Annotated in this window: 21 protein-coding genes; 14 read left to right on the top strand and 7 right to left on the bottom strand. The window is 68.1% G+C overall.

Annotated elements, in window-relative coordinates; genetic code table 11:
- Nucleotides 1–109 precede the first annotated feature (109 nt).
- Nucleotides 110–1,168: a helix-turn-helix transcriptional regulator gene (locus ACSQ3Q_RS23380; RefSeq protein ID WP_436136691.1), complete on the top strand. Its 1,059-nt coding sequence runs from the start codon at nucleotides 110–112 to the stop codon at nucleotides 1,166–1,168.
- A gap of 201 nt (nucleotides 1,169–1,369) precedes the next feature.
- On the top strand, nucleotides 1,370–2,824 hold the full coding sequence (locus ACSQ3Q_RS23375; RefSeq protein ID WP_436136690.1) for a metal-dependent hydrolase: 1,455 nt from the start codon (nucleotides 1,370–1,372) through the stop codon (nucleotides 2,822–2,824).
- Nucleotides 2,825–2,851: 27 nt separating this feature from the next.
- Here ACSQ3Q_RS23375 and ACSQ3Q_RS23370 read toward each other — a convergent pair whose 3' ends face one another.
- The gene (locus ACSQ3Q_RS23370; RefSeq protein WP_436136689.1) at nucleotides 2,852–3,517 is read right to left on the bottom strand and encodes a TetR/AcrR family transcriptional regulator; all 666 of its coding nucleotides are present in this window, start codon (nucleotides 3,515–3,517) and stop codon (nucleotides 2,852–2,854) included.
- Nucleotides 3,518–3,629: 112 nt separating this feature from the next.
- On the opposite strand from ACSQ3Q_RS23370, the gene ACSQ3Q_RS23365 reads away from it, so the two are divergent.
- From ACSQ3Q_RS23365 to ACSQ3Q_RS23350, 4 genes are all read left to right on the top strand, one after another.
- Nucleotides 3,630–4,058: a VOC family protein gene (locus tag ACSQ3Q_RS23365; protein ID WP_436136688.1), complete on the top strand. Its 429-nt coding sequence runs from the start codon at nucleotides 3,630–3,632 to the stop codon at nucleotides 4,056–4,058.
- Between the two features lie 5 nt (nucleotides 4,059–4,063).
- Nucleotides 4,064–4,411 (top strand): GFA family protein, encoded by a 348-nt coding sequence (locus ACSQ3Q_RS23360; RefSeq protein WP_436136687.1) that lies wholly within the window; start codon nucleotides 4,064–4,066, stop codon nucleotides 4,409–4,411.
- Nucleotides 4,412–4,456: 45 nt separating this feature from the next.
- The gene (locus ACSQ3Q_RS23355; protein ID WP_436136686.1) at nucleotides 4,457–4,939 is read left to right on the top strand and encodes a DUF1579 domain-containing protein; all 483 of its coding nucleotides are present in this window, start codon (nucleotides 4,457–4,459) and stop codon (nucleotides 4,937–4,939) included.
- A gap of 91 nt (nucleotides 4,940–5,030) precedes the next feature.
- Nucleotides 5,031–5,399 carry a DUF1428 domain-containing protein gene (locus ACSQ3Q_RS23350; RefSeq protein WP_436136685.1) on the top strand — a complete coding sequence of 123 codons (369 nt, stop codon included), beginning with the start codon at nucleotides 5,031–5,033 and terminating at the stop codon, nucleotides 5,397–5,399.
- A 183-nt stretch (nucleotides 5,400–5,582) separates the two neighbouring features.
- On the opposite strand, the gene ACSQ3Q_RS23345 is transcribed toward ACSQ3Q_RS23350, so the two are convergent.
- A complete protein-coding gene (locus ACSQ3Q_RS23345; RefSeq protein ID WP_436136684.1) occupies nucleotides 5,583–6,293 on the bottom strand; it encodes a hypothetical protein in 711 nt (236 codons plus the stop codon).
- Between the two features lie 631 nt (nucleotides 6,294–6,924).
- Between ACSQ3Q_RS23345 and ACSQ3Q_RS23340 the strand changes: the two genes are divergently transcribed.
- The 3 genes from ACSQ3Q_RS23340 (at nucleotide 6,925) to ACSQ3Q_RS23330 (ending at nucleotide 9,154) form a co-directional block, all read left to right on the top strand.
- A complete protein-coding gene (locus ACSQ3Q_RS23340) occupies nucleotides 6,925–7,926 on the top strand; it encodes a pirin family protein (protein WP_436137062.1) in 1,002 nt (333 codons plus the stop codon).
- A 160-nt stretch (nucleotides 7,927–8,086) separates the two neighbouring features.
- Nucleotides 8,087–8,563: an FKBP-type peptidyl-prolyl cis-trans isomerase gene (locus ACSQ3Q_RS23335; protein WP_436136683.1), complete on the top strand. Its 477-nt coding sequence runs from the start codon at nucleotides 8,087–8,089 to the stop codon at nucleotides 8,561–8,563.
- Between the two features lie 33 nt (nucleotides 8,564–8,596).
- Entirely contained in the window at nucleotides 8,597–9,154 is a 558-nt protein-coding gene (locus ACSQ3Q_RS23330; RefSeq protein ID WP_436136682.1) for a prolyl hydroxylase family protein, read from the top strand.
- Between the two features lie 101 nt (nucleotides 9,155–9,255).
- On the opposite strand, the gene ACSQ3Q_RS23325 is transcribed toward ACSQ3Q_RS23330, so the two are convergent.
- Together ACSQ3Q_RS23325 and ACSQ3Q_RS23320 are read right to left on the bottom strand one after the other, a co-directional pair.
- Nucleotides 9,256–9,786 (bottom strand): response regulator, encoded by a 531-nt coding sequence (locus tag ACSQ3Q_RS23325; RefSeq protein WP_436136681.1) that lies wholly within the window; start codon nucleotides 9,784–9,786, stop codon nucleotides 9,256–9,258.
- A 305-nt stretch (nucleotides 9,787–10,091) separates the two neighbouring features.
- Complete coding sequence (locus tag ACSQ3Q_RS23320) at nucleotides 10,092–11,015, bottom strand: LysR family transcriptional regulator (protein WP_436136680.1); 924 nt, start codon at nucleotides 11,013–11,015, stop codon at nucleotides 10,092–10,094.
- A gap of 108 nt (nucleotides 11,016–11,123) precedes the next feature.
- On the opposite strand from ACSQ3Q_RS23320, the gene ACSQ3Q_RS23315 reads away from it, so the two are divergent.
- Together ACSQ3Q_RS23315 and ACSQ3Q_RS23310 are read left to right on the top strand one after the other, a co-directional pair.
- Nucleotides 11,124–11,765 carry a glutathione S-transferase family protein gene (locus ACSQ3Q_RS23315; protein WP_436136679.1) on the top strand — a complete coding sequence of 214 codons (642 nt, stop codon included), beginning with the start codon at nucleotides 11,124–11,126 and terminating at the stop codon, nucleotides 11,763–11,765.
- Nucleotides 11,762–12,763, top strand: a complete 1,002-nt coding sequence (locus ACSQ3Q_RS23310; RefSeq protein WP_436136678.1) for a pyridoxamine 5'-phosphate oxidase family protein — start codon at nucleotides 11,762–11,764, stop codon at nucleotides 12,761–12,763. The genes ACSQ3Q_RS23315 and ACSQ3Q_RS23310 overlap by 4 nt, the downstream gene beginning before the upstream one ends.
- 52 nt (nucleotides 12,764–12,815) lie before the next feature.
- On the opposite strand, the gene ACSQ3Q_RS23305 is transcribed toward ACSQ3Q_RS23310, so the two are convergent.
- The 3 genes from ACSQ3Q_RS23305 to ACSQ3Q_RS23295 all read right to left on the bottom strand — a co-directional run bounded on the left by ACSQ3Q_RS23305 (nucleotide 12,816) and on the right by ACSQ3Q_RS23295 (nucleotide 16,112).
- Nucleotides 12,816–13,670 carry a TIGR03915 family putative DNA repair protein gene (locus ACSQ3Q_RS23305; protein WP_436136677.1) on the bottom strand — a complete coding sequence of 285 codons (855 nt, stop codon included), beginning with the start codon at nucleotides 13,668–13,670 and terminating at the stop codon, nucleotides 12,816–12,818.
- Nucleotides 13,671–13,681: 11 nt separating this feature from the next.
- Entirely contained in the window at nucleotides 13,682–14,965 is a 1,284-nt protein-coding gene (locus ACSQ3Q_RS23300) for a putative DNA modification/repair radical SAM protein (protein WP_436136676.1), read from the bottom strand.
- Nucleotides 14,966–15,236: 271 nt separating this feature from the next.
- Complete coding sequence (locus tag ACSQ3Q_RS23295; RefSeq protein ID WP_436136675.1) at nucleotides 15,237–16,112, bottom strand: gamma-glutamyl-gamma-aminobutyrate hydrolase family protein; 876 nt, start codon at nucleotides 16,110–16,112, stop codon at nucleotides 15,237–15,239.
- 289 nt (nucleotides 16,113–16,401) lie between these two features.
- On the opposite strand from ACSQ3Q_RS23295, the gene ACSQ3Q_RS23290 reads away from it, so the two are divergent.
- From ACSQ3Q_RS23290 to ACSQ3Q_RS23280, 3 genes are all read left to right on the top strand, one after another.
- On the top strand, nucleotides 16,402–19,983 hold the full coding sequence (locus tag ACSQ3Q_RS23290; protein ID WP_436136674.1) for a TonB-dependent receptor domain-containing protein: 3,582 nt from the start codon (nucleotides 16,402–16,404) through the stop codon (nucleotides 19,981–19,983).
- A complete protein-coding gene (locus ACSQ3Q_RS23285) occupies nucleotides 19,955–22,036 on the top strand; it encodes a CHASE2 domain-containing protein (protein ID WP_436136673.1) in 2,082 nt (693 codons plus the stop codon). The genes ACSQ3Q_RS23290 and ACSQ3Q_RS23285 overlap by 29 nt, the downstream gene beginning before the upstream one ends.
- 228 nt (nucleotides 22,037–22,264) lie before the next feature.
- Nucleotides 22,265–22,615, top strand: coding sequence for an HPF/RaiA family ribosome-associated protein (locus tag ACSQ3Q_RS23280; RefSeq protein ID WP_436136672.1), 351 nt, complete (start codon nucleotides 22,265–22,267; stop codon nucleotides 22,613–22,615).
- Nucleotides 22,616–22,869: the final 254 nt, after the last annotated feature.

The raw sequence follows: 22,869 nt of genomic DNA, 5'->3' as shown, positions 1-22,869 counted from the left end.
CGATGGGGGACGCCTGCAGTCTGCGCCGCAATACCTGCCAAGGCGTGGCAGGTATTTAAGATATCTTCAGCAAACTCGCTTCTCCACGTAAACGCTCCACCCACCTCCCATGCGCGCCAGTCGCCTGCTCTCCCTTCAAATGCTGCTTGAGACCCAGGGCCGCATGAGCGCGCAGGTGCTGGCCGATGCGCTGGAGATTTCGGTGCGCACGCTCTACCGCGATGTGGACCAGCTGAGCGCGGCCGGCGTGCCCATCTACGCCGAGCGCGGGCGCCACGGCGGTTTTGCGCTGCTGCCGGGCTGGAAGACCACGCTCACCGGGCTCACGCCGTCCGAGGCGCAGGCCGTCTTCCTGAGCGGCCTGCCCGGCCCTGCGCAAGACCTGGGCCTGGGCGGTGACGTGGAGGGCGCGCGGCTGAAGTTGCTGGCCTCCCTGCCCGCGTCGTGGCGCGAAGACGCCCAGCGCGTGAGCGCGCGGCTGCACCTCGACCCCGTGGACTGGTACCGCGAAAGCGACCCCACGCCCCACTTGCCCACGGTGGCGGCCGCGGTGTGGAGCGGGCTCCAGGTCACCCTGCGCTACGAGAGCTGGGCCGACACCGTGGAGCGCACCGTGAGCCCGCTGGGCCTGGTACTCAAGGCAGGCGTGTGGTACCTAGTGGCGCTGCCTGCGGACAAGGGGGCGGGCGACGGAGCGAGGTCCGGCCAAGGTGGCGGGAAAACCGGCAGCAGCAACGTGAGCAAGGGCGACGGCGGCCCGCGCACCTACCGCGTCTCCAACATCCTGGCCGCGCAGCCCACCGACCTGCCCGTGCGCCGCCCCGCGCGGTTTGATCTGCCGGGGTACTGGGCACAGTCCATCCGGCGCTTTGAGACAAGCCTGTACACCGGCACCGCCCAGGTGCTGGCCACGCCCGCAGGCTTGCAGGCGCTGCGCGGGCTGAGCAGCACTGTGGCCCGGGCGGTGGCACAGGCCCGCGCCCAACCCGTGCGCCGCGCGGATGGGCGGTTGCGGGTGGACATGCCGATCGAGTCCGTCGAGCACGCCTGTGGGCAGCTGATGCGCCTGTCGCCGCAGGTAGAGGTGCTGCGGCCCGCGGCCCTGCGGCGGGCGCTGGTGGCGCGGCTGCGGGAGACGGCGCGGTTGTATGGGCTAGTGTGTAGCTGAACGGTTGCTATACAAGTCATAGCTACCAGTGCAATACAGACAAGCGCCAGGGCGTTGTTTGATGCGAAATTTGGTCAAATTGACGGCTGGCCCGGATGGCTTGCAACCCCGGTACGCCAACTCCAGGTGACCTTGATGTGTCACATGCGCGACACGTCGCACCAGTAGCTTCGGCGTCTTTGACAGAGGGCGGCAACGGCGATGGAGACACTGGAAGCGGGCATGCCCGGGGAGCCTGAGCGGTTCTGGAATCGGACGCCGTTCGGGTCGTATCTGTTCAATGCGTTTTCGCTGCTGTTGCCCGCGGGCGAGCAGTTTGTGGTCCGCGCGATGGAAGACGCTGCGGCACACCTCCCCTTAGGCACCCCGCTGCGGGACGAGGTGGTGCAGTTCGTGCGTGAAGAGCGTGCGCACCAGCGCGCCCACCGCCAGTACAACGCGCAGTTGGCGCAGCAGGGCTATGAGGCCGCGGCGCTGGAGGCGCGCATAGAGCGCGCGGTCGATCGCCTTGACTGCACCCTGGGCTGGCAAGAGCGCCTGGCGCTGGCCGCGGCGCTGGAATTCCTCACTGCGCTGGTCTCCCGCCAGGCACTGGCCGGCTGGCTGGTGGACGACGGCTCGCGCCAAGCCACCCTGTGGCGTTGGCACTGCACCGAAGAGGTGGCGCACCACGGCGTGGCGCTGCGCCTGCTTGGGGCGGTGGGCCAGATGGGCTACGCACGCCGGGTGGTGCTGTACGGGCTGGCGTCGCTGATCCTGCTGGCCGACGTGGGGCGGCACATCGCAAGCTTCTTTGCCACCGACCGCGCGCACGGGCGGCTGACCTGGAGCAGTGCCATGCGGTCTGCGGCCGGTTTTGGGCTGCGGCACGGCGGGAGCCTGGCACGCATGGCGGTGCGGTGGTGCGGCTACGGCCTGCCCCTGCGCTGGCTTGCCCCGGCGCCGCGCACTGGGCGCTTGGTAGTCCGGCTGCTGCAAGCCCAAGACATCCCGCGCCTGCTGGTGCTGGAACACACCAAGTGGAGCGAAGGCCAGGCCGCCAGTGCCGACGCAATGGCGCAGCGGCTGCTGGCGAACCCGCATCTGTGCCTAGGCGCGTTTTGTGGCCACACAGGCGCGGCCCTCGCTTCACTGTTCCTCAAGCCCATCTCTGAAGTGCAACTGCACAGCGCCCGCACCTGGGCCGATTGCGCCGAGGTGGCCGGCGGCAGCCGCGCAGACCAGGGCGGCAGGGCCACCCCGTGCCGCGACCTTTTCGGCATCAGCCTGAGCAGCATCAGCCCCGACGCGGTGGATGCCATGTTTGCATTCTTCTGGCCCCAGGCGCTCAAGGCCGGGTGGCGCCAGATCTACCTGGGCTCGCCCGTGCCCGGGTTGGCACGGTGGCGTGAACGCGAGCCCCAGGGTTGTGTGCAGTCCTACGTGCGCACGCTGCGCAGGGGCGTGCCGCAGGACCCGCAGCTGCGCTACTACTGGCGCAAGGGCTTTCGCACCGTCGTCGCCTGCAAGCCCGATTACTTCCCCCACCCTCCATCGCTCGACTACGGCGTGGTCGTGCGGGGGCGCATTCCGCTGTCCACATGGGCGCCGCTGTGGCGCTGTGTGCCGCTGGCTTGGCTGCGCGGGATGGGATGGTGTCTCTCCCGGGTGCTGTGAAGTGCGCAGCCCCCGGGGGCAACTGCGCTACAGCCCCCGCGCCACCATGTCCAGCAGCCGCTGCCCCAGCGCTGCCATCATCGGCTCCGGGCTGCCGCGCAGCGGGCCGTCGATGGCGAGTAGCGCCATGCCGTGCACGGTGGACCACGCCAGGTACTCGGCGCCCGGGCGGCGCTCGGCCGGCAACGCGCCGGCGGTGACGAGGTCGTCGAGCGCCGCGCTCAGGTGCTGAAAAGGGTTGAGCCCCGTAGCGCCGCCCATGGCCGGGTCCGGTTGCTGCTCCACAGTAAAGCGGCCGCCAAACGCGGTGCGAAACAGCCCCGTCTCGGCGTGCGCAAAACGCAGGTAGCCGGCGCCCACGGCGCGCACCTTGGCGTGGGCCTGCTCGGTGGGCGTGCCCGTGGCGGGCACCTGGGTCAGTTCGGCCTCCATGGCTTCGGCCACCGCCGCCACGGCGGCGGCGCGCACGGCGCCCAGCAAGTCGTCGCGGTTGGCAAAGTGGCGGTAGGCGGCGTTGGGGGCCACGCCCGCGCGGCGCGTGGCCTCGCGCAGCACCACCGCATCGGGGCCGCCCTGGCGGGCCAGTTCGATGCCGGCGTCGAGCAGCGCACGGCGCAGGTCCCCGTGGCGGTAGGTGCTGCGGGCGGCAGGAGGGCTGGTGGAGGCGGGCGTGTTGCGAGTGGTTACGGACATGGTGGGACGGGATGTGGACACTGTCCATTATCTTTGGTATTGTTTGTGGACGGTGTTCACAATTGTGCGCCAACCCTTTATTTCGAGACCCCTATCCCCCAAGGAGACCCCCATGAAAGTTGAGTCCTACCTGATGTTTGAAGGCCGCTGTGAAGAGGCCCTCGGCTTCTACCGCAGTGCCCTGGGCGCACAAGTCACCATGCTCATGCGCTACAAGGACAACCCCGAGCCCGCGGCAGGCCAAGGCTGCGCCGAAGGCGGCGGCCCGGGGCCCACGCCCGAGATGGTCATGCACGCGGCGTTCACTGTGGGTGACACGCAGCTCATGGCGTCGGATGGCATGGGGTCGGGCAAGCCCAGGTTCGAGGGCATCTCGCTGGCGCTCAGCCCTGCGGACGAAGCCGAGGCCAAGCGCCTGTTTGACGCGCTGGCCGATGGCGGCCAGGTGCAGATGCCGCTGGGCAAGACCTTCTTCTCGCGCGCCTTCGGCATGGTGGCCGACCGCTTTGGCGTGTCGTGGATGGTGGTGGCGCCGGAATGAGCGCCATGCGATACCAAGGAAGCTGCCATTGCGGCAAGGTGGCGTTTGAAGTCGAAGGCACCATCGACAGCGGCCTGGCCTGCAACTGCAGCATGTGCGGCCGGCGCGGGTCGCTGCTGTGGTTTGTGCCGCGCGACGCGCTGCGGCTGACCACGCCCGAGGCCGATGCCGCCACGTACACCTTTCACAAACACGTGATCCAGCACCGCTTTTGCCCCACCTGCGGCATCCACCCGTTTGGCGAAGGCGTGGACCCGAAAGGCAACCGCGTGGCGGCGGTCAACCTGCGCTGCCTGGCCGGTGTGGATCTGGACGCCGTGCCCGTGCACCACTACGACGGCCGCGCGGCCTGAGATGAGGCACCACCCCCATCAACAAGATCAACAAGGAGACAAGCCATGATGAACGCCGAACCCCAAGCCCAGCACCGCTGGCTGCACCAACTGCTGGGCGACTGGACCAGCACCTCGGCCTGCGACGGTGGCCCCGGCGAGCCGGGTGAACAATCCGTAGGCGCCGAACACGGGCGCGCGCTGGGCGACCTGTGGGTGGTCCTCGATGGCAGCGGCACCATGCCCGGCGGTGGCCAGGCCAGCATGCAGATGACGCTGGGCTACGACCCGGAGAAAAACGAGTTTCTGGGCACCTGGGTGGGCTCCATGATGACCCACATGTGGATCTACCGCGGCATGCTCGACGCCGACCAGAAGGTGTTGACGCTGGAGACGGAAGGCCCCAGCTTCAAGGGCGATGGCAAGACGGCCCGCTACCGCGACGTGATCACGCTGCTGAGTGCTAACGAACGCACCCTGACCTCCTTCAGCCAACAGCCGGATGGGAGCTGGTCGCAGATGATGCAGGCGACCTATCGCCGCAAGTGACGGCCGAGCGGGCCCCGGTCCGCTGGGTCGAGTGAACGAGAGACGCCCACAGTTGGGCACGTCGAATAGTCAACCTCACAGGAGTCAAGTCATGTCCTACATCGATGGTTTCGTGATCGCGGTCCCCACCGCCAACAAGCAGAAGTTCATTGAGCACGCGCGCCAGCTCGACCCAATATTCCTCGAGCTCGGCGCCCTCCGAGTGATCGAGGGCTGGGGCGATGACGTCCCCGACGGCAAAGTCACCGATTTCCGCCGCGCGGTCCAGGCGACGGCCGAAGAGACAGTGGCCTTTTCGTGGGTCGAATGGCCGGACAAGGCCACGCGCGACGCGGGCATGAAGAAGATGATGGAAGACCCGCGCATGGATCCGTCCACACCCGGCAACCCGCCCATGCCATTTGATGGCAAACGCATGATCTTCGGTGGGTTCGTGCCGGTGGTCGAAGTGAAGGCTTGAGCGGCCGTCGACCTCGCGCAGCCTGCGCCCGCGCACGGAGTGGCGATTGGCGCTCGCCTTCTCGGTGCAAAGCGGAGGCTGGCAGTAGCAAGTCCCATTGCAACTTGCACGCTGTTAGCCTGCTACGCTGCTTACGGCGCATGCGTGGGGTTGCAAAGGGCACGGTCCGAAATTTGACAAGCTTCATGTGAGCTGGTCATAAAACACCTCAATCTGGCTTGTAGCGACCAAAGCTTGGAGCGGAAAGACCAGCCAAGGAGTTGCGACCTCCATGTCACGGAGGCGAACTAACAATTGATCTCGTACAGCCGGTTTCACCTCCTGCCGCCAGTTCAGTACCTGGCCCCAGGTTGAACTGCCGTTCAAGTGCAAAGGAAACCGTGCGGACTGAACCGAAGCGCTGTAGGCCGCTGGAAAGAGTCGCCTGTATGCCTGCAGGTTGTAGAGCCAAGAAACGCCGCGCACGGTCGTAACGCTTAGCTCGGTGCGCTGAACATACGAAATCAGATCTTGTAATTCGGCCCTCCTCGCACTGGAATTCTCGATAGCCAGCGGACTGGAACTGATTCCATCTGGCGCAACAAAGTGGATGCGCAAGGTACCGTGTGCATCGGGCGGATCGTAGGAGAAACAGCCGAACGACCGTTTGACTTCGACGTAGGAAAGAGGTCGTTGGAACTCGGCACATAAAGCGACTTGCTCGGCATGGTCATCGACTGCGCTTTTTACCCTGTCCAGAAAAAGAGCCCACCTACTCGCGCCAGTGTCCCCCCACAGATTCAGCCTGCGTCGCAAGTTGGTACAACGGTCAATGGCGACGTCGACAGGCACTGCCGCATTTACCGCGTAGCACATGGCAAATTTCAATTGAAGGGAGAAATAGTCCTCAAGCATGGAATTGACGTTAGCACCGTCTTGCCAATTTCCGTTCCGGACCGTAAGCGCCCGATTTAACGCCCAGCCACCGGTCTCGCAAACGCTTGTCTCAATGGTAGAGATAGCCCCAATGACCTGCCAGAACTTCGCCCCTGCGGACTACCGCAATCCAATCGATTGATCGCGGAATGCTTGCGAAGAATGCGCATCGCACCGAGTTCCAACGCCGCTTGTGCGCACTCGCTCGCCCTCCGTCTTCACCGCCGCTCCCGCGCGAGCGCTTCACAAAGAATCCGTGGGGCCCGAGGCATGGTGAGAAGCGCGAGGATCGCGATAGGTGCATCAGTATCAAAACTATAGCTATCAGCGTTTATCAGGCAAGCGCTGGAGCCGAATTTCCTAAGTTTCTGTGGCAGAACAGGCGACGCAGAGCCCCCCACTGTCCTGCCTGCCGCACCGCACTGTTCTACCGGCCGCACTTTTGCTCAGGCACCATTGGCTCCATATTCAACAGGCATACCGCCCGATAGTGGCGGTGCACCACACGAGGAGCCTTCGTATGTCGTCGTCCACACCTGCTGCTACTGCTGAAACCGCCACCCTGGTGCCCATCGTGCGCGCCCAGCTGCTCGGCCCGCAGTGGCCCACCATGGACCCATTTCTTTTTTGTGCCCACCACGACGATGCCTACCCGGCAGGCAACGGCGCCTTTGCCCCGGCCGTACCGCTGGACGATCGCCAGATAGGCAGCGACTTCAGCCGCAAGGACGGCTGGAGCATGTACCACGGTGACACCGTGCCGGGCTTTCCGGGCCACCCGCACCGCGGTTTCGAGACGGTGACGCTGGTGCGCAAGGGCCTCATTGACCACTCCGACTCGCTGGGCGCGGCTGCGCGCTTTGGCGGCGGCGATGTGCAGTGGGTCACGGCGGGCAAGGGCATCGTGCATTCCGAAATGTTCCCGCTGCTCAACGCCACCGAGCCCAACCCACTCGAGCTGTTCCAGATCTGGCTGAACCTGCCCGCCCGCAACAAGATGGTGGACCCGCACTTCACCATGCTGTGGAACGAGCGCATCCCGCGCCTAGTGCACAACGACGCCGCAGGCCGCGCCACCACCGTCACCGTGGTGGCAGGTGCGCTGCCGGGCGCGCCGGATCCGCTGTCGCCGCCGCCCGAATCCTGGGCCTCGCAGCCCGAGGGCGATGTGGCCATCTGGACGCTGCGCATGGACCCGGGCGCCGAATGGACCCTGCCCGCCGCGCAAGGCGAAGGCACGCAGCGCATGCTGTACTTCTTTGTCGGCGACAGCCTGCGCATCGGCCCGCAGGACGTGGACCGCCACGCCGCGCTGCAGGTGCGCCCGCAAGAGGACTGGCTGCTGACCAACACGGGGCCCACCACCGTGGAATGCCTGGTGCTGCAGGGCCGCCCCATCGGCGAGCCTGTGGCGCAGTACGGCCCGTTTGTGATGAACACCCAGGCCGAGATCATGCAGGCCATGAACGACTACCGCCGCACCCAGTTCGGCGGCTGGCCCTGGGATGCGCAGGACCCGGTGCATGGCACCGAGGCGCGGCGGTTTGCGCGGTACCCCGGCCAGGCCGAGGAAGAGCGCCCGGCCGAGGCGGCTGCAGTGGTGCAGGGCTGAACACCTTCGCCCGGTGGGGTCGCCGGGGCGGCCCGGCCGGCGCCGGGCAGCTCGTGGACAATCCAGGCTTTCGATGCGCGCAGCGCTGCCAGGGCTCGGGCCCACAGGCATCGCGCTGCGCCGCGCCCTTTGACCACAAGATGAAAGCGCAAGCCCAGCCATGAGCACCACCATCACCAAAGACTCCGCCGTCACCATCACCTACAAGGTGACCACGCCCGAAGGCAAGCCGCTCGACGGCGGCAGCCTGGCCTACCTGCACGGCGGTTACGAGAACATCTTTCCCAAGGTCGAAGCTGCGCTTGAAGGCCAGACCGTCGGCTTCACCACCACGCTGCAACTGGCGGTGGAAGACGCCTTCGGGGTGCGCGACGAAGGCCTGGTGCGCACCATCCCCAAGAGCGAGTTTCCCCCGGGCGTGAAAGTCGGCGGCCAGTTGCAAGGCGTGGGCACCGACGGCCAGCCCGCGTTCTTCAACGTGGTCAAGATCAAGGGCCCCGAAGTGCACCTGGACGGCAACCACCCGCTGGCGGGCCAGGCGCTCACCTTCAGCTGCAAGGTCACGGCAGTGCGCGCAGCGAGTGCGGAAGAAATTGCCCACCGGCACGTGCATGGGGCGCACGGTCACCAGCACTGATCAAGGCAAGCAGCTCACCGCCGTGCACGACCCATGCGACTGATCCGGCACTCCGGGCGGGCCTTCTCGCTGCAAGACTTTCTCTCGGCCGAGGAATGCGCGCAGCTGGTCGAACTGGCTGAGGCGGGTGGCTTCAGCACCTCAGGCGTGCGCACCACCGGGGGGCCCAAGGCCATGCCCCTGGTGCGCAACAACGAACGGGTGATGGTCGAGGCGCCCGACTGGGTGGCGCTGCTGTGGCAGCGGCTCGGCCAGGTGACGCTGCCGACCGTGGGTGCGCAGCTGGCGCAGGGGCTTCCCAAGGATCTGCGGTTCTACAAATATTCACCGGGCCAGCGGTTCAAGATGCACAAGGACGGCCCATGGATGGAGTCGGGCCGGACGAGCCAGCTGACCTTGCTGGTGTACTTGAACGAAGATTTTTCCGGTGGCAAGACCGACTTCAGAGAGTTTGTGGTGGAGCCGCGCACGGGCTCTGCCCTGCTGTTCATTCACGATACCTGGCACGAAGGCGCGGCGGTGACCGAGGGCACGAAGTACGTGCTTCGATCGGACGTGCTCTATGGCCCCGGTGGTGCGGCGGAGGCTTAACGGACGCCGTTGCAGCGACCGCAATACCGTCCGAATCTCTGTGCGCCGCCAATGCGCCGTGGCCAGCGCGTCGCGCGGTTGGGGTCAACCGCCACCGAACGCTAGGGCGCCAGTGCAGCCTCGCCTCTGCGCCGGGGGATGAAGTCCGCGTCGAGCAACATCTCGATGCGGGCAAAAATCTCATGCCGCGAGAACGGCTTTTTCATGAAGTCGTCCGCGCCGATGCGGTTGGCGTAGAACTGCTCGGTGGCGTGCTCGTTGCCGCTGATCATGATCACCGGGATGTGCTGCCATTCAGGCATCTTGCGGATCGTGCGCAGCGCGTTGAACCCGTTCATGCCCGGCAGGATGATGTCGAGAAAAATCAGTTCGGGCGGGTCCTGGGCGATAAGGGTCAGGCCCTCTTCGGCGTCCGCCGCCGCGCGGGTGCTGTAGCCTGCCGAGCGCAACGCCTTGCGCAGCACGGCAACAACGGTCGGCGAGTCGTCAATGATCAGCACCCGGGTGCCCGCGCGCGCGTTGACGCGCTTGCGCTGGCGCCGCTCCACGGGCGCAGCGGCTTGTGCGGGGTGGGCTTCGGGCCGGTCTGTCGGCTTGCGCACACTGGCCAAAAGCCGGTCGAAGATACTCATGGTGCTGCCTCGGTTCTTTCTTTTGATGGGCGTCCGCCGGGGGGGTGAACGCGGCGGTTGTCGAGCGGACCGCCAAGCCCTGCCTGCGCTTTGCCGGGGCCGCGGGCGTGTCGCACAGTCCGGTTCCACAGGGCGGGAGTATTCCAGATGCCGCGTGCCCGCCCGGCGCTGCCTGTGCCAAGCCTCCGTCCGCAGTAGGAACGCAGCCGCATCCCGAAGCTTCTGGGCCGTGGCGGGGCGCTATCAAAATTAATAGCAATCAGCGCTTGATGGACCAGCGCTAGAGGCCAAAAACACTGAAAGTTTTAGCGGGACTGCCCGCGCACCAGCCCGCGCCCGCGCAGCACGGGTTCGGCGGCCAGCCGCTCCCGCGCAAATTCCACAAACGCCCGCACCTTGGCCGGCGCGCGGCGCCCGGCGGGGTAGACGATGTGCACCGGGACCGGCGGTAGTTCGTAGTCGGCCAGCACCACGCGCAGGCGGCCGGCGCGCAGGCTGGCGGCGGCCTGGTAGGCCAGGCAGCGGGTCAGGCCCACGCCCGTTTCGGCCGCCGCAATGTCCACCTCGTTGCTGTTGCTGATCCACGCAAACTGCGGCTGGGCAGTGAGGTTGTCCTTGAACTTCCAGGGTGTCGGCGTGCGCGCGTCGACCGAGAAGCCGATGGCGCGGTGCGCACCCAGCTCGTTCGGGTGGTGCGGCTCGCCATGCTCTGCCAGGTACGCGGGCGAGGCCACCACCAGCCGGCGCAGCGCGCCCACCTGCACGGCCGTGAGGCCCGAGTCCGGCAACTGGGCAATGCGCACGGCCACGTCCATGTCTTCTTCGAGCAGGTGCACCAGCCGGTTGACGAACAGCGTGCGCACCTGCACACGCGGCTGCGCCTGCAGAAAGCCCTGCACGATGGGCGCCACATGCTGGATGCCGAACATCTGCGGCGCGGTGATGGACAGCAGGCCCTGCGCTTCGGCCTGGGCGCCGCTGGCGGCCTGCTCGGCCTCGTGCAAGTCGTTTAGCAGGGGCCGGCAGTCGGCCAGAAAACGCTCGCCCGCCTCGGTCAGCCGCACCCAACGCGTGCTGCGCTGAAACAGCAGCACCGACAGGCGCGCCTCCAGCGCCGCAATCGCACGCGTGACCGCCGCGGCCGAGCAACCAAGCCGCCGCCCCGCCACCGCAAAGCCGCCCGCGTCGGCCACCGCCACAAAGCAGCGCAGGGTTTCCAGATGGTCCATTGTTTCGGTTCGCGCAATTATGAAAGTCGCACTATCGCCATTCACAGCGTCGTGCGCAATAGATAAGGTCCGGGCTTGTACCAGTCACCCGCCTCAAAGGACGTTCCCATGACCCCCTCCCAACCCATCAAGCTCTACCGCATGGCCGTGTCGGGCCACTGCCACCGGGTCGAGCTGCTGCTGTCGCTGCTGGGCCTGCCCCATACGCTGGTCGAAGTGAACCTGCTGCGCGGCGAACACCAGCGCGCAGAACACCTGGCGCTGAACGCGCTGGGCCAGGTGCCGGTGATCGTGGACGGCAGCACTGTCTTGAGCGACAGCACGGCCATCCTCGTGTACCTGGCGCAGCGCTACGCCCCCGGCAGCGCCTGGATGCCGCAGGACCCGGCGGGTCAGGCGCTGGTGCAGCGCTGGTTCAGCCTGGCCGCGGGCCTGCTGGCGCCGGGCGTGGCGGCGCCGCGGTTTGCCGCCATCACCGGCCGCCCGGTGAGCGAAGCCGCCCAGGCCATCGGCCAGCGCCTGCTCACCTTCATGGAGGGCGAGCTGCAGGGCCGCACCTGGCTCCTGGGCGATGCGCCCACGCTGGCCGATGTTGCGATGGTGAGCTACATCTCGCAGGCGCCCATCGGCGGGTTGCCGCTGGCGGCCCACCCGCGTGTGGCCGCCTGGGTGGCGCGCATGGAGGCGCTGCCCGGCTATGTGCCACTGGCCGACCGCCTGCCCGAGGCCGCTTCGGCGGTACCTGCATGACGACCGAACCGCCACCTGCTGCAACCGCAACCGCAACCGCTGCGGCCGCCTTCCACGCTGGCGAGCAAGCCCTGCAGGACCGCGTCGGCGTGCGCGAGCGCATGGCCGCCGTGGGCCCCCTGGTGCTGCGCGACCACATGCCCGACCAGCACCGGGAGCTGTTCGAACAACTGCCCACGCTGCTGCTGGGCGCGCTCGACGCCACCGGCCAGCCCTGGGCGACCATGGTGGCCGGCCCGCCGGGTTTTGTGCAGACGCCCGATGCGCGCAGCATGTGGATCGCCGTGTCCCCCGACGCAGCCGACCCGGCTCTCGCGCAACTGACACCGGGCGCGCCGGTGGGCGTGCTGGGCCTGGAGCCGCACACGCGCCGGCGCAACCGCATGAACGGGCGCGTGGCCACATTCGGCGTTGAGGGCCTGGCGGTGGACGTGGCGCAAAGCTTTGGCAACTGCCCCAAATACATCCAGGCCCGCGCGCCCGGGCTGCGGGAGGTGGTGACGCCCCCCGCGCCGCCGCACACACTGGGCTCCGCGCTCGACGCCGCCGCGCTGGCGTTGATTGCACGCAGCGACACGATGTTCATCGCCAGCGCCTCGGCCGCACAGCCCGGCGCTGCGCGCAACGATGGCGTGGACGTGTCGCACCGTGGCGGTGAGCCCGGTTTTGTGCGGGTGGAGCACACGGCCGATGGCCTGGTGCTCTCACTGCCCGACCTGCCTGGCAACCTGTTCTTCAACACCCTGGGCAACCTCGCGCTGCACCCGCTGGCGGGGCTGCTGTGGGTGGACTACGAGGGCGGCGGCCTGCTGCACGTGGCGGCCCGCGCTGAACTGCTTTGGGACGATGCCTCCCGAGCGCACTGGCCGGGCGCGCAGCGTGTATTGCGGCTCGTGGTGCAGGGCGGGGTCTGGCGCGCCCGCGCACTGCCGTGGCGCTGGACGCCGGCGCAGGCTGCGCCGCAGTTCAGTGCCCTGCGTGCGCTTGCGGCGCGGTAGCTGAAGGCTGGCGGTATAGAAGGGCGTGCACCCTCCCGCGGCGCCGCCCGGTTCATCCCACGCGCTGCATCGGCGCGATCCGCTTGCGCGGGGTGGTCGCCTCGGCCTCCACCATGCGCCCGCTGCGCTCGTGCGCGCCGTGGGTCAGTTCGGTGATGAGCGCGGCCTCGGGCAGGTTGCGCCAGTAGCGCTGGGGCATTTCCTTTTTCATCATGTCGGTCTTCAGCCGTGCGGGGTTGAAGATGTGGCGGTAGTAGGTCAACCACAGCGCCTCGCCGGCGTCGGGCGGGGGGGCATCGCTGCGCTGGCCGCCGGGGCCTACGTGCAGCGTGGTGCCGTCCCAGCGCACGCTGGCGTCGGGCGTGAGGATGGCCCAGTGCATCTGCGTGAAGCGCCGCACAAAGAAACCCGCGTTGGCCTCGGTGATGTAGTGGTCGGGCTCGAACCAGGCGACCTGCACGGTATGGCCGTCGCTGTCGGTCACCGGGCGAAAGCGCACAAAGGCGTGCATCTTGTGCATGTCGCGCGCTACGGCGCGCACCATGTGGTGGGCTTGGAGGCGGTCGGCATCGAGCGGGTCGTGGCGCAGTGCGGGCTCGTGGGTGATGCGCCACAGCAGCCGGTACATGAGCGCAAACCGCGCGGGGTTGCGGTGCAGCACCAGGCGCTCGCACAGGCGCACAAAGTCTTCGGGCACCCGCGGCGCTGCGGTGCGGGTGCCGGGTGGCAGTGTGGCCAGGTGGAGCGGTGCACCCGCAGGGCTCGCAAACAAATCCTGCGCGGCGCCTTGGGTGGTGAACCAATCGACCTCCTGCGGCGGCACACCGGCCTGCACCAGGGCGCGCGCGGCTTGGCGAAAACCCGCCCAGTCGGTGGCATGCGCGAGGGTGACGGCGTGGGGGCCCATGACCGAGTCGCTCAGTCGAACAGCCCGCGCTGCGCGGGCGGCGGGGCCAGGCGGGCGGCCAGGTCGGCAGCGTCGAGCGCGCGGCCGGGCCGGTAGTCGGCAGCCTCCACAAACGGCAGCACCTTCTTGAGCGGCACATGCAGCCGCGCCAGGTCCGCATGGCGCAGACGGCGCACGCGGCGCGCAGCCAGCAGGCGGTCCACCGTCTGCACGCCAAAACCCGGCACGCGCAGCATCAGTTCGCGCGGGGCGGTGTTCAGGTTGACCGGGAAACGCTCGCGGTGCGCAAGCGCCCAGGCGAGCTTGGGGTCCATGTCCAGCGCCAGCATGCCGCCCTGGCTGGCGGGCACGATCTCGCCGTGAGTGAAGCCATAAAAGCGCATCAGCCAGTCTGCCTGGTACAGCCGGTGCTCGCGCACGGTGGGCGGTGCGATGAGCGGCAGCGCGCGCGCCGCGTCGGGGATGGGGCTGAAGGCCGAGTAGTACACGCGCCGCAGCCGGTGCACGCCGTACAGGCCCGCGCTGGTGGCAAGGATGGTGCGGTCGTCAGTGGCGTCGGCGCCGATGATCATCTGCGTGCTCTGCCCGCCCGGGGCGAACTGCGGCGCAGCGGCACGCCGCGTGATGCCGCGCCGGGACGCCGGCATGGACACCACCTTGGCGGCGGCCTGCTCCTTGCGCGCCTGCCGCGCGGACTCGATGTGCACTGCCATGCGCGCCATCGATCGCTCAATCGCCGTGCTGTCCTTTTGTGGCGCCAGCGCGGCAAGGCCTTCGGGCGTGGGCAGTTCCACGTTGATGCTGAGCCGGTCGGCAAACCGGCCCGCGCGCTCCATCAGCTCGGGCGACGCATCGGGAATCGTTTTGAGGTGGATGTAGCCGCGAAAGTCGTGCTCCTCGCGCAGCACGCGCGCCACTTCCACCACCTGCTCCATGGTGTAGTCGGGGCTTTGGATAATGCCGCTGGAGAGGAACAGCCCCTCGATGCAATTGCGCCGGTAGAAGTCGAGCGTGAGCTGCACCACTTCATCGACCGTGAAGCGTGCGCGGGGCACGTTGCTGGTAACGCGGTTCACGCAGTACAGGCAGTCGTACTGGCAGAAGTTGGTGAGCAGGATCTTGAGCAGCGAGATGCAGCGGCCGTCCGGTGCGTAGCTGTGGCAGATGCCCATGCCTTCGGTGGAGCCCATGCCGCGCCCGCCGACCGAGTCTCGCGGCGCGGCGCCGCTCGATGCACATGAGGCGTCGTACTTGGCGGCGTCGGCCAGGATGGCGAGCTTGGACTGTAAATTCACTGGATGAATTTACAGTTATTTGGGAGTCCTACGCTAGCGAGGGGGCAAATGTCCTGCAGCGGAATATCAAAATTGATAGCAATAAAGGATTGCTGGACAAGCGCTAGGCACCAATAAAACCAAATATTCTTTGCGCCGCAGGCGTGGTTCTGTGCCGACCCACATCCGGCGATGGCTCGCAGCAACAGTCGCCCGCTGGCTGGCGGCAGCCGCTCGCCCCGGCCCCAGTTGCGGCTTGGCCGTGGCCACCATCCCAGGCGCCGCTGTCCAACTACCGCTGCCGCGCCAGCGCCCGCCGCAGCAGCCGCGACGCCCGCTCGCGCAGCGGCGACGTCATATGGTGCACGGTGCTGCGCGGGTTGCCCTTGGCCTTCTCGCACGCGGCCAAAAAGTCTTCGAGGATGGCGGTGTCGTCCAGCGTGTTCGACCCCGCCTTGTGGAATTCAGGGTGCCATTGGGTGGCGGCAATGTAGCCACGCCCCGGCGCGGATTGCAGGCGGATCGCTTCCGGCACGCCGTCGGGTTCGCTCAGTGCTTCGACCACAAAGTCAGGCGCCACGCGCTTGATACCCTGGTGGTGGATGCTGTTGACGCGGGCACGCGGCTTGTCGGGGTAAAGCTCGGACAGGTGCGTGCCTTTCACGATCTCGATGTCGTGAAAATGCTGGTCGTAGGTGCTGGCGTTGCGGTGCTGCAGCGCGCCGGGGTGCTGGGTCTGCAGATCCTGGTACAGGGCACCGCCAAACGCCACGTTGATCAGCTGCAAGCCGCGGCACACGCCAAAGATGGGCTTGCCCACCTCGGCAAAGGCCTTGACCACGGCCAGGTCGTAGAGGTCGCGCACACGGTCGCCGATCCACTCTTCGCGCAGCGGCTCCTCGCCATAGTTGCCCGGCCACACGTCGGCGCCGCCGTGCATGACCACGCCGTCCAGCCAGTCGGCATAGTGCGCCAGCGTGACGTCGCCGCGCGCGGTCTCGCCCGTGGGGCAGGGCACCATCACCACCATGGCGCCGGCCGACATGATCCAGTGCGCGATGGACTGCTCGACGTATTGCAGCGTCTTGTTGGTGAACAGGGGGCGGGTGGGGTCGGCGTGTTGAAAGCAGGCAGACAGGCCAATTTTGAGTCGACGGGCGGCAGGCATGGGTTCAAGCGGGCGTCCGCTGGCAGCGCGACACCAATGCGTTGTAGGGGAGATTGAAGTTGTAGCACCGGGGCCCCGGTGCGTCTGTAGGAGAGCGGCGTAGTGCCCTCCGACAGCCCCCGCACCCCGGGAGAATGCAACGAAATGTGGCTTTCTTCATGAAACGCGCCGGCATCGCCTGCCGCAGCGGGTGCCGCGGCGCGGTGTGCTCGCGATAATTTCTGGTCACCGGCGCCTGGGAGGGGCGGCCGGTGCACGCCTGTCCTTTGACTCCCGGAAAGCCCACGACATGCCCGACAAGAAGAACTGCCGCCTGCCTGCGCTCACCACGCTGGCGGCGCTCACGGCCCTGGCCTGGCCACTTGCATCCCACGCCGCCGTGCCCGCAGGCGCCGCGGCAGAAATCATCAGCCTGCAAGGTGCAGGCGACCAGCGTGCCGCGGCGGCCGCAGACTGGCTGCCCGCGCGGCCCGCCCAGGCGCTGGGCACCGGCGATTTTGTGCGCACACGCCAGGCCGCCAAGATGGCCCTGCTGTTTGCCGACGACACGCAACTGCGGCTGCACCAGAACACGGTGCTGCAGGTCAAGGGCGTGGCCACGCCGGCCCAGCCGGTGACGACCTTGCTGCTCAACGCCGGCCGTGCCTGGACCCAGACCCGCCGCCCCGACGGCAGCCGTCTGAACCTGGAAACCCCCGCCGCCACCGCCGCGATCCGCGGCACCGACTGGGACCTGAGTGTCGAAGACGACGGCCGCACGCTGCTTACCGTGCTCTCGGGCACGGTGGAATTCTTCAACGCGCAGGGCCAGGTGATGGTGGGCCCCAAGGAAGCTGCGCTGGCCGAGGTCGGCAAAGCCCCGATCAAGCTCGTGCTGAGCCAGCCGCGCGACCGCATCCAGTGGGTGAACGCCCTGCGCGCCGACCCGCTGCCCCACCTGGCGGCCGAGCCGATGCCTGAGGCGCTGGCGCCCGTGCGCGCGGCCCTGGCGCGGCGCGACCTCGCTGCGGCCCGTACCGCGCTGGCTTCGGCAAGGGGCCAGGCGCCCGCGCCCTGGGTGGCGGTGATGGAAGCCGCCATTGCGCTGCAAGCTGGCGACGTACTCGCAGCCCGCGACCAACTCGCGCGCCAGGTGGCACAGAACACGCCCGCTGCCGCACCGCTGCCGGCCTGGCTGATGCAGTCGGATCTGCAGCTCATGGACGGCGAAGGCGCCGCCGCTGTGCAAACGCTGCGCACAGCGTTGCAGCACTGGGCCGCCCACCCTGCGCTCGTCGCCCAGCTGGCGCGCGTGCAGATGTTGAGCGACCGCGTGGACGAGGCCACCGCCACGCTCGCGCCAGCGCAAGGCACGGCCCACGCCGAGCTGGCCCTGGTGCGGGCCGAGCTGGCGCGCCGCCGCGGCGATGCGCCAGCCACGCTGGCCGCGTACACCGATGCCACGCAACGCGCCCCGGCCGACGCGCGCGCCTGGCAGGGCCTGGGCAGCGCACACACCGAGCGCGAAGACCCCCGCCCTGCACGCGAGAGCCTCCAGCGCGCACTGGCGATATCGCCCCAGGCCACGGGCGCCTATGGCGAGCTCGGCACGCTCGAGACCTTTGTCAACCAGTTCACCGAAGCCGACGCGGCCTTTGCTGCGGCGTTGGGCGACAACCCGGCGGACTATGTGGCGCTCACCGGCCAGGGGCTGCTGCACTTGAAGCGCGGCGAGCCGCAGCAGGCGCTGGATGTCTTCTTGCGCGCCGGCGTGATGGAGCCGCGCTACGCCCGCGCCAAGACCTGGACGGCCGTGGCGTACTACCAGCTGGGCCGCCATCAAGATGCACTGGCCACGCTGCACCAGGCGAGCAGCCTCGACGACAAGGACCCCGTGCCTTACATGCTGCTGGCGCAAATCCACACCGACCTTTTCCAGCCCGGCGAAGCGGTGGAAGCGGCCCGCGCCGCAGTGCAGCGCATGCCGTATCTGAAGTCGCTCAACCAGGTGGCCAACGACCAGAAGGGTAGCGCCAACCTGGGCGCCTCCATGGCCTTCTTTGGCATGGAAGACTGGGCGCTGGAGCTGGCGCAGCAAAGCTTCTACCCGTACTGGGGCGGTAGCCACCTCTTTCTGGCCGACCGTTACCCGGGCGAGTTCAACAAGAACTCCGCGCTGTTCCAGGGCTTCCTCACGGACCCGATGGCGTTTGGCGCGAGCCAGCGGTACTCGTCGCTGCTGCAGCAGCCAGGAGCGCATGGGTCGGTGGGGGTGACGGTGGACCGCGACCTGTACCGCATGCATGCGCCCGCCGTCACGCTCAACGGCATGAACAACACCCATGTGCCGGTGTCGTGGTTCTTCAAGGCGCAGTCGGCCAACGCCAGCGAGTTCCCGTTCGACCTGCAGGTCAATGGCCTGCCGGCCGTGCGGGCCGGCGCGGCCGACGTGCGCGCCCGGGCGGTCACGGTGGGCGTGGGCATGCAGCCCACCGAACGCATCAACCTGTTCGCTTACGTGAACCAGTTCGACATGCGCCTGCGCGGGCAGAACCGGTTCGACTTTGAAACCGCCATGGACAACAAGAGCACCCAGGGATCGCTCGGGCTGGCGTACCGGTGGGGCCCGACCGAGCAGACCTGGATCAAGCTGGGCCGCAGCGTGGAGGACATCGTGCTGCGCGACTACCCCACGGTGTACCTGGCGCCGCCGTTCGTGAGCCTGATGGGCGTGGGCAGCGAACCGAAGAAGCAGTTCAGCGACCTGCAACTGCGCCACACCGTGGATACGGCGCCCGGCAGCCGCTGGAGCCTTGCGCTGGAGCACGTGCGCGAGCGCCAGAACAACTTGATCAGCGGCGCGGCGGCGGTGTCGGCCGACATTCCGGGGCTGGGTACGTACCGCGACGTTTTCCTTGTGGATGGGTACAACCATGTCGACCGGCGCTACACCGCCCTGACCCTGGCGACCACCCAGCGCCTGAATACCGCTTTGACCGTGGACGCCGCGCTCGGGTGGCAACAAATCCGCCACCGCGTCGACGGGCTGACGCGCAGCTACCTGGTCAACCTGGATGAGTTCAACGAAGACGCAGCGCGCCGCGCGGAGATGGAACGTGTGGTCACGCCGCGGGTGGGCGTGGTGTGGCAACCCGCTGCCGGCACCACGGTGCGCATGGCCTACCAGGACTGGATGCGGCCCCTGAGCGTCTCCACGCTTACCAGCGTCGAGACGGCGGGCATTCCTGTCGAAGACCGGCTGGTCGAGGCCGGGGGCCGCCACAAGCGCGCCGTGGCCCAGGTGGGCATGGAGCTGGGTGCCAACACCTTTGTGAGCCTGCGCGCCGACCACCTGCGGGTGCGCAACCCGGGCACGGTGGGCGTCGACCTGCGCACACCGAGCCTGCCGTTCCTCGAAGAGATGCGCAATGTCCAGCTCATCAACCTCTCGACTACCGACCTGCTGGAAGACACCCCCAGCTTTGACACCGGCACGCTCAAGACGCTGGGCGCGGGCGTCAACCACATGTTCAGCCGGCGCTGGTCGGGCTATGCGAAGTACCTCTATCAGGGCAGCGAAAGCCGCAGCTTTGACGCAGACGTGCCAGTGGGCCGCATTCCCTACATTCCGCGGCATACCGCCGTGGTGGGCGCCACCTGGGCGGGGCCGCAGCGCCTGTACCTGAGCGGCCGGGCGGTGTACCGGTCCGAGCGGTTCGAGGACGCCGAAAACCTCACGCGCATCGCGCCGGGCTGGGGCGTGGACCTGATGGGCTTCTGGGAGTCGCAGGACAAACACTGGGTCGTCGGCGTGGCCGCCATGAACCTGTGGGCCCCCAAGTCAGACCGCCGCAAGACCCGCTATGTCCTGGATGCGCGCTACCGCTTCTAAGCCCGTGCCAGCTGCCGCCCCCGCCGCGCGGCGCCGGCAGCGGCTGCTCTCCGTGGCGGCGGCCGGGCTGGCGCTGGCACTGGTGGTGGCGGCCAGCTTCAGCCGGCCCTGGCACGCGCTAGAGTTCAAGACCTTTGATGTACTCACTGCGCTGACGGCGCCGCAGCGCAGTGCGGTGCCGGTGGTGATCCTCGCGATCGATGAGCCGACCTTCCAGGAGCTGCAGCAGTCCTGGCCCTTTCCGCGCAGCGTGCACGCGCGGCTGCTGGAGCGCCTGCACGACGAGGGCGCCGCCGCCGTGGGGCTCGACGTGGTGTTTGCCGAGCCCACGGCCGAAGCGGAGGATGCGGCGCTGGCGCGCGCGATTGCCGAGGCTGGCGCAAACCCCCGTACCGGGGCCCATGCCGGCCCAGGCGCCGGGACGCTCCCCGTCGTGCTGGCGTCCACACGCGAGAAGATCGAAAGCGGCAATGCATCGCTGTGGATGGAGGTGATGCCCCTGCAGCGCCTGCTGGATGCAGGGGCCGATGCGGGCGATGCCGGCGTCGATCCGGACGACGATTTTGTGGTGCGCCGTGCGCCATTGGCGCGCGAAGGTTTTGCCCTGCGGCTCGCGCAGCGCGCGGCCGAGGCGCGGGGCCGCGCGCCGGTGCTGCACCACTTCGACTGGATCGGCTACCGCGGACCGCGCGGCACGTTTGACACGCGCTCGTACTACCAGGCGCTCGAGCCCGGCCTGCTGCCGCCCGGTTTCTTCAAGGGCAAGACCGTGCTGGTGGGGCGCTCGGCACGCACAGCGACCGAGTTGTCGCGCTCGCAGGCCGATCTGTTCAATTCGCCGTTTGGCACCCTGGGCGGCGGCGCGGCCTCCGGCGACCGGTTGTTCCCGGGAGTGGAGCTGCAGGCCACGCTGGTGGACAACTACCTGACCGGCGGCGGGCTTCGCAGCGTGTTCGACGGCTGGAACCTGGCGCTCGCGGCGCTGCTGCTGCCCCTGCTGCTCTGGGCCAGCCGCCGGCTGCATCCCGGGGGCGCGGCCGCGCTCACCGCGGGGCTGGTGGCGGCGATGGCGGCGGCGTCGTGGTGGCTGTTTGCGCAGCAGCGCATCTGGTGGCCGCCGCTGCTGCCCGCCATGGCCGCGGTGGCCGTGTATGGCGCGGCGGCGCTGGTGGGCTACGCCATCGTGCGCCAGCGCGCGCGGCAGATCCGCGCGATGTTTGCGCAGTACACGCCGCCGGCCGTGGTGTCGCGCCTGATCGCACAGCCCGAGCTGATGCGCCTGGGCGGCGAGGCGCGCGAGGTCACGCTCATGTTCACCGACTTGGCCAACTTCACCACGCTGTCCGAGCAACTCTCCGCAGAGCAGACAGTCGAGGTGCTCACCGCCTACTTCAACGCGATGACACCCATCGTGCATGCCTCGGGCGGCACGGTGGACAAGTTCATTGGCGATGCGGTGATGGCCTTCTGGGGCGCACCGCTCGACGATGCGCAGCACGCCGAACACGCGGTGCGCGCGGCCATCGCCATGCAGCAGGCCATGCAGCCGCTGGTGGCCGATCTGGCAGCGCGCGGGCTGCCGCCCATCCACATGCGCATCGGCCTGCACACGGGCCGCGTGGTGGTGGGCAATGTCGGCTCCGAGCAGCGGTTTTCGTACACCGCCATCGGCGATGCGGTGAACCTGGCGGCGCGGCTGGAAGGCGCGAACAAGGCGTTTGGCACGGGCATCCTGCTGTCGGCCACCACGGCGGCGCAGTTGCCGGCCACGCTGGCGCTGCGTGCATTGGACGATGTGGTCGTGAAGGGCAAGACCGAGCCCGTGCGCGTGTTCACGCCGTGTGGCGACGCCGCGGTGTGTGTGGCCAGCCAAAGCGCGCTGCAGGCGTTTCATGCGCGGGACTGGAACGCGGCCGACCAGCACCTCGCGCAGATCCTGCAATGGCTGCCGGACGATATGGCGGCGCTGCGCCTGCAGGAGCGCGTGGCGCTGGCGCGCGCGTTGCCCGACGGCGCACCGTGGTCGCCGGCGGTGTCGCTCGACAAGCTCTGAGCGCCGCGTGCCGCCGTCATTGGATGGCGTGGCGCCCGGCACGGAGGCCTTCTCCGCTTAAGCACCGCACCCGGCGGCAGCCGCCGCACCATGACGTAAGACCCGCCAGCTAACAGGTTCTTACGGGCGCGCAAGCCCGATGGTGCGACGATGGGGCTTCACGGGACGGCCACCCCGCCGGACGGCAGGACCCGGCCCTTTGCTTGAATTCTCCAAGGAGCACACACCATGCAAGTACAAGTCAACACCGACGACCACATTGAAGGCGGCGAATCGCTCAGCCAGTGGATCACGGCGGAGGCCACGAGCCGGCTGTCGCGCTTTCAGGACCATGTCACGCGGCTGGAGGTGTTCCTGAGCGATCTCGATGCGGGCAAGTCGGGCGCCAACGACAAGCGCTGCCGCATCGAAGCCCGCGTGACCGGCCGCCAGCCCGTCACCGTGACGGCCGAGGCCGACAAGATGGCCAATGCCTTCATCGCAGCGGCGGACAAGCTCTCCCGCGCCCTCGACACCGACCTGGGTCGGTTGAAAGACAAGCACGGCCGCGACACCATCCGGACGGCTGAAGCGGAATGACACGGACGCCGCAGCCGAGCGGCCGAACCGACCGGAGCGCAGCGCAAGCTGGAGCCGGTCGCATGCGGCAGTTATGGGCTGTGCCAGAGCGCGACTTGCGGCGGTCCGCGCAGGCCACGCAGCCACTCCCCACGGATTCAGGACGCACAAATTGGATGTAAATGGCCGCTAGCGCTTGTTTGGCAATGTTTTGTTGCTATAAATAAAATAGCAACCCGAAGGCGGCGCCTGCATTGGGCAGGTGCGCCTTCCCC

It is taken from the genome of Acidovorax sp. LjRoot129 (assembly GCF_964253765.1).
Taxonomy (GTDB): Bacteria; Pseudomonadota; Gammaproteobacteria; order Burkholderiales; family Burkholderiaceae_C; genus Acidovorax.
This window is presented reverse-complemented; position numbering and strand designations above follow the sequence as displayed.

Excerpts from the sequence above, each read along its gene's own strand:
- ACSQ3Q_RS23380 (WP_436136691.1), top strand. The coding sequence starts at position 110 with ATGCGCGCCAGTCGCCTGCTCTCCCTTCAAATGCTGCTTGAGACCCAG.
- ACSQ3Q_RS23375 (WP_436136690.1), top strand. The coding sequence starts at position 1,370 with ATGGAGACACTGGAAGCGGGCATGCCCGGGGAGCCTGAGCGGTTCTGG.
- ACSQ3Q_RS23370 (WP_436136689.1), bottom strand. The coding sequence starts at position 3,517 with ATGTCCGTAACCACTCGCAACACGCCCGCCTCCACCAGCCCTCCTGCC.
- ACSQ3Q_RS23365 (WP_436136688.1), top strand. The coding sequence starts at position 3,630 with ATGAAAGTTGAGTCCTACCTGATGTTTGAAGGCCGCTGTGAAGAGGCC.
- ACSQ3Q_RS23360 (WP_436136687.1), top strand. The coding sequence starts at position 4,064 with ATGCGATACCAAGGAAGCTGCCATTGCGGCAAGGTGGCGTTTGAAGTC.
- ACSQ3Q_RS23355 (WP_436136686.1), top strand. The coding sequence starts at position 4,457 with ATGATGAACGCCGAACCCCAAGCCCAGCACCGCTGGCTGCACCAACTG.
- ACSQ3Q_RS23350 (WP_436136685.1), top strand. The coding sequence starts at position 5,031 with ATGTCCTACATCGATGGTTTCGTGATCGCGGTCCCCACCGCCAACAAG.
- ACSQ3Q_RS23345 (WP_436136684.1), bottom strand. The coding sequence starts at position 6,293 with ATGCTTGAGGACTATTTCTCCCTTCAATTGAAATTTGCCATGTGCTAC.
- ACSQ3Q_RS23340 (WP_436137062.1), top strand. The coding sequence starts at position 6,925 with ATGGACCCATTTCTTTTTTGTGCCCACCACGACGATGCCTACCCGGCA.
- ACSQ3Q_RS23335 (WP_436136683.1), top strand. The coding sequence starts at position 8,087 with ATGAGCACCACCATCACCAAAGACTCCGCCGTCACCATCACCTACAAG.
- ACSQ3Q_RS23330 (WP_436136682.1), top strand. The coding sequence starts at position 8,597 with ATGCGACTGATCCGGCACTCCGGGCGGGCCTTCTCGCTGCAAGACTTT.
- ACSQ3Q_RS23325 (WP_436136681.1), bottom strand. The coding sequence starts at position 9,786 with ATGAGTATCTTCGACCGGCTTTTGGCCAGTGTGCGCAAGCCGACAGAC.
- ACSQ3Q_RS23320 (WP_436136680.1), bottom strand. The coding sequence starts at position 11,015 with ATGGACCATCTGGAAACCCTGCGCTGCTTTGTGGCGGTGGCCGACGCG.
- ACSQ3Q_RS23315 (WP_436136679.1), top strand. The coding sequence starts at position 11,124 with ATGACCCCCTCCCAACCCATCAAGCTCTACCGCATGGCCGTGTCGGGC.
- ACSQ3Q_RS23310 (WP_436136678.1), top strand. The coding sequence starts at position 11,762 with ATGACGACCGAACCGCCACCTGCTGCAACCGCAACCGCAACCGCTGCG.
- ACSQ3Q_RS23305 (WP_436136677.1), bottom strand. The coding sequence starts at position 13,670 with ATGGGCCCCCACGCCGTCACCCTCGCGCATGCCACCGACTGGGCGGGT.
- ACSQ3Q_RS23295 (WP_436136675.1), bottom strand. The coding sequence starts at position 16,112 with ATGCCTGCCGCCCGTCGACTCAAAATTGGCCTGTCTGCCTGCTTTCAA.
- ACSQ3Q_RS23290 (WP_436136674.1), top strand. The coding sequence starts at position 16,402 with ATGCCCGACAAGAAGAACTGCCGCCTGCCTGCGCTCACCACGCTGGCG.
- ACSQ3Q_RS23285 (WP_436136673.1), top strand. The coding sequence starts at position 19,955 with ATGTCCTGGATGCGCGCTACCGCTTCTAAGCCCGTGCCAGCTGCCGCC.
- ACSQ3Q_RS23280 (WP_436136672.1), top strand. The coding sequence starts at position 22,265 with ATGCAAGTACAAGTCAACACCGACGACCACATTGAAGGCGGCGAATCG.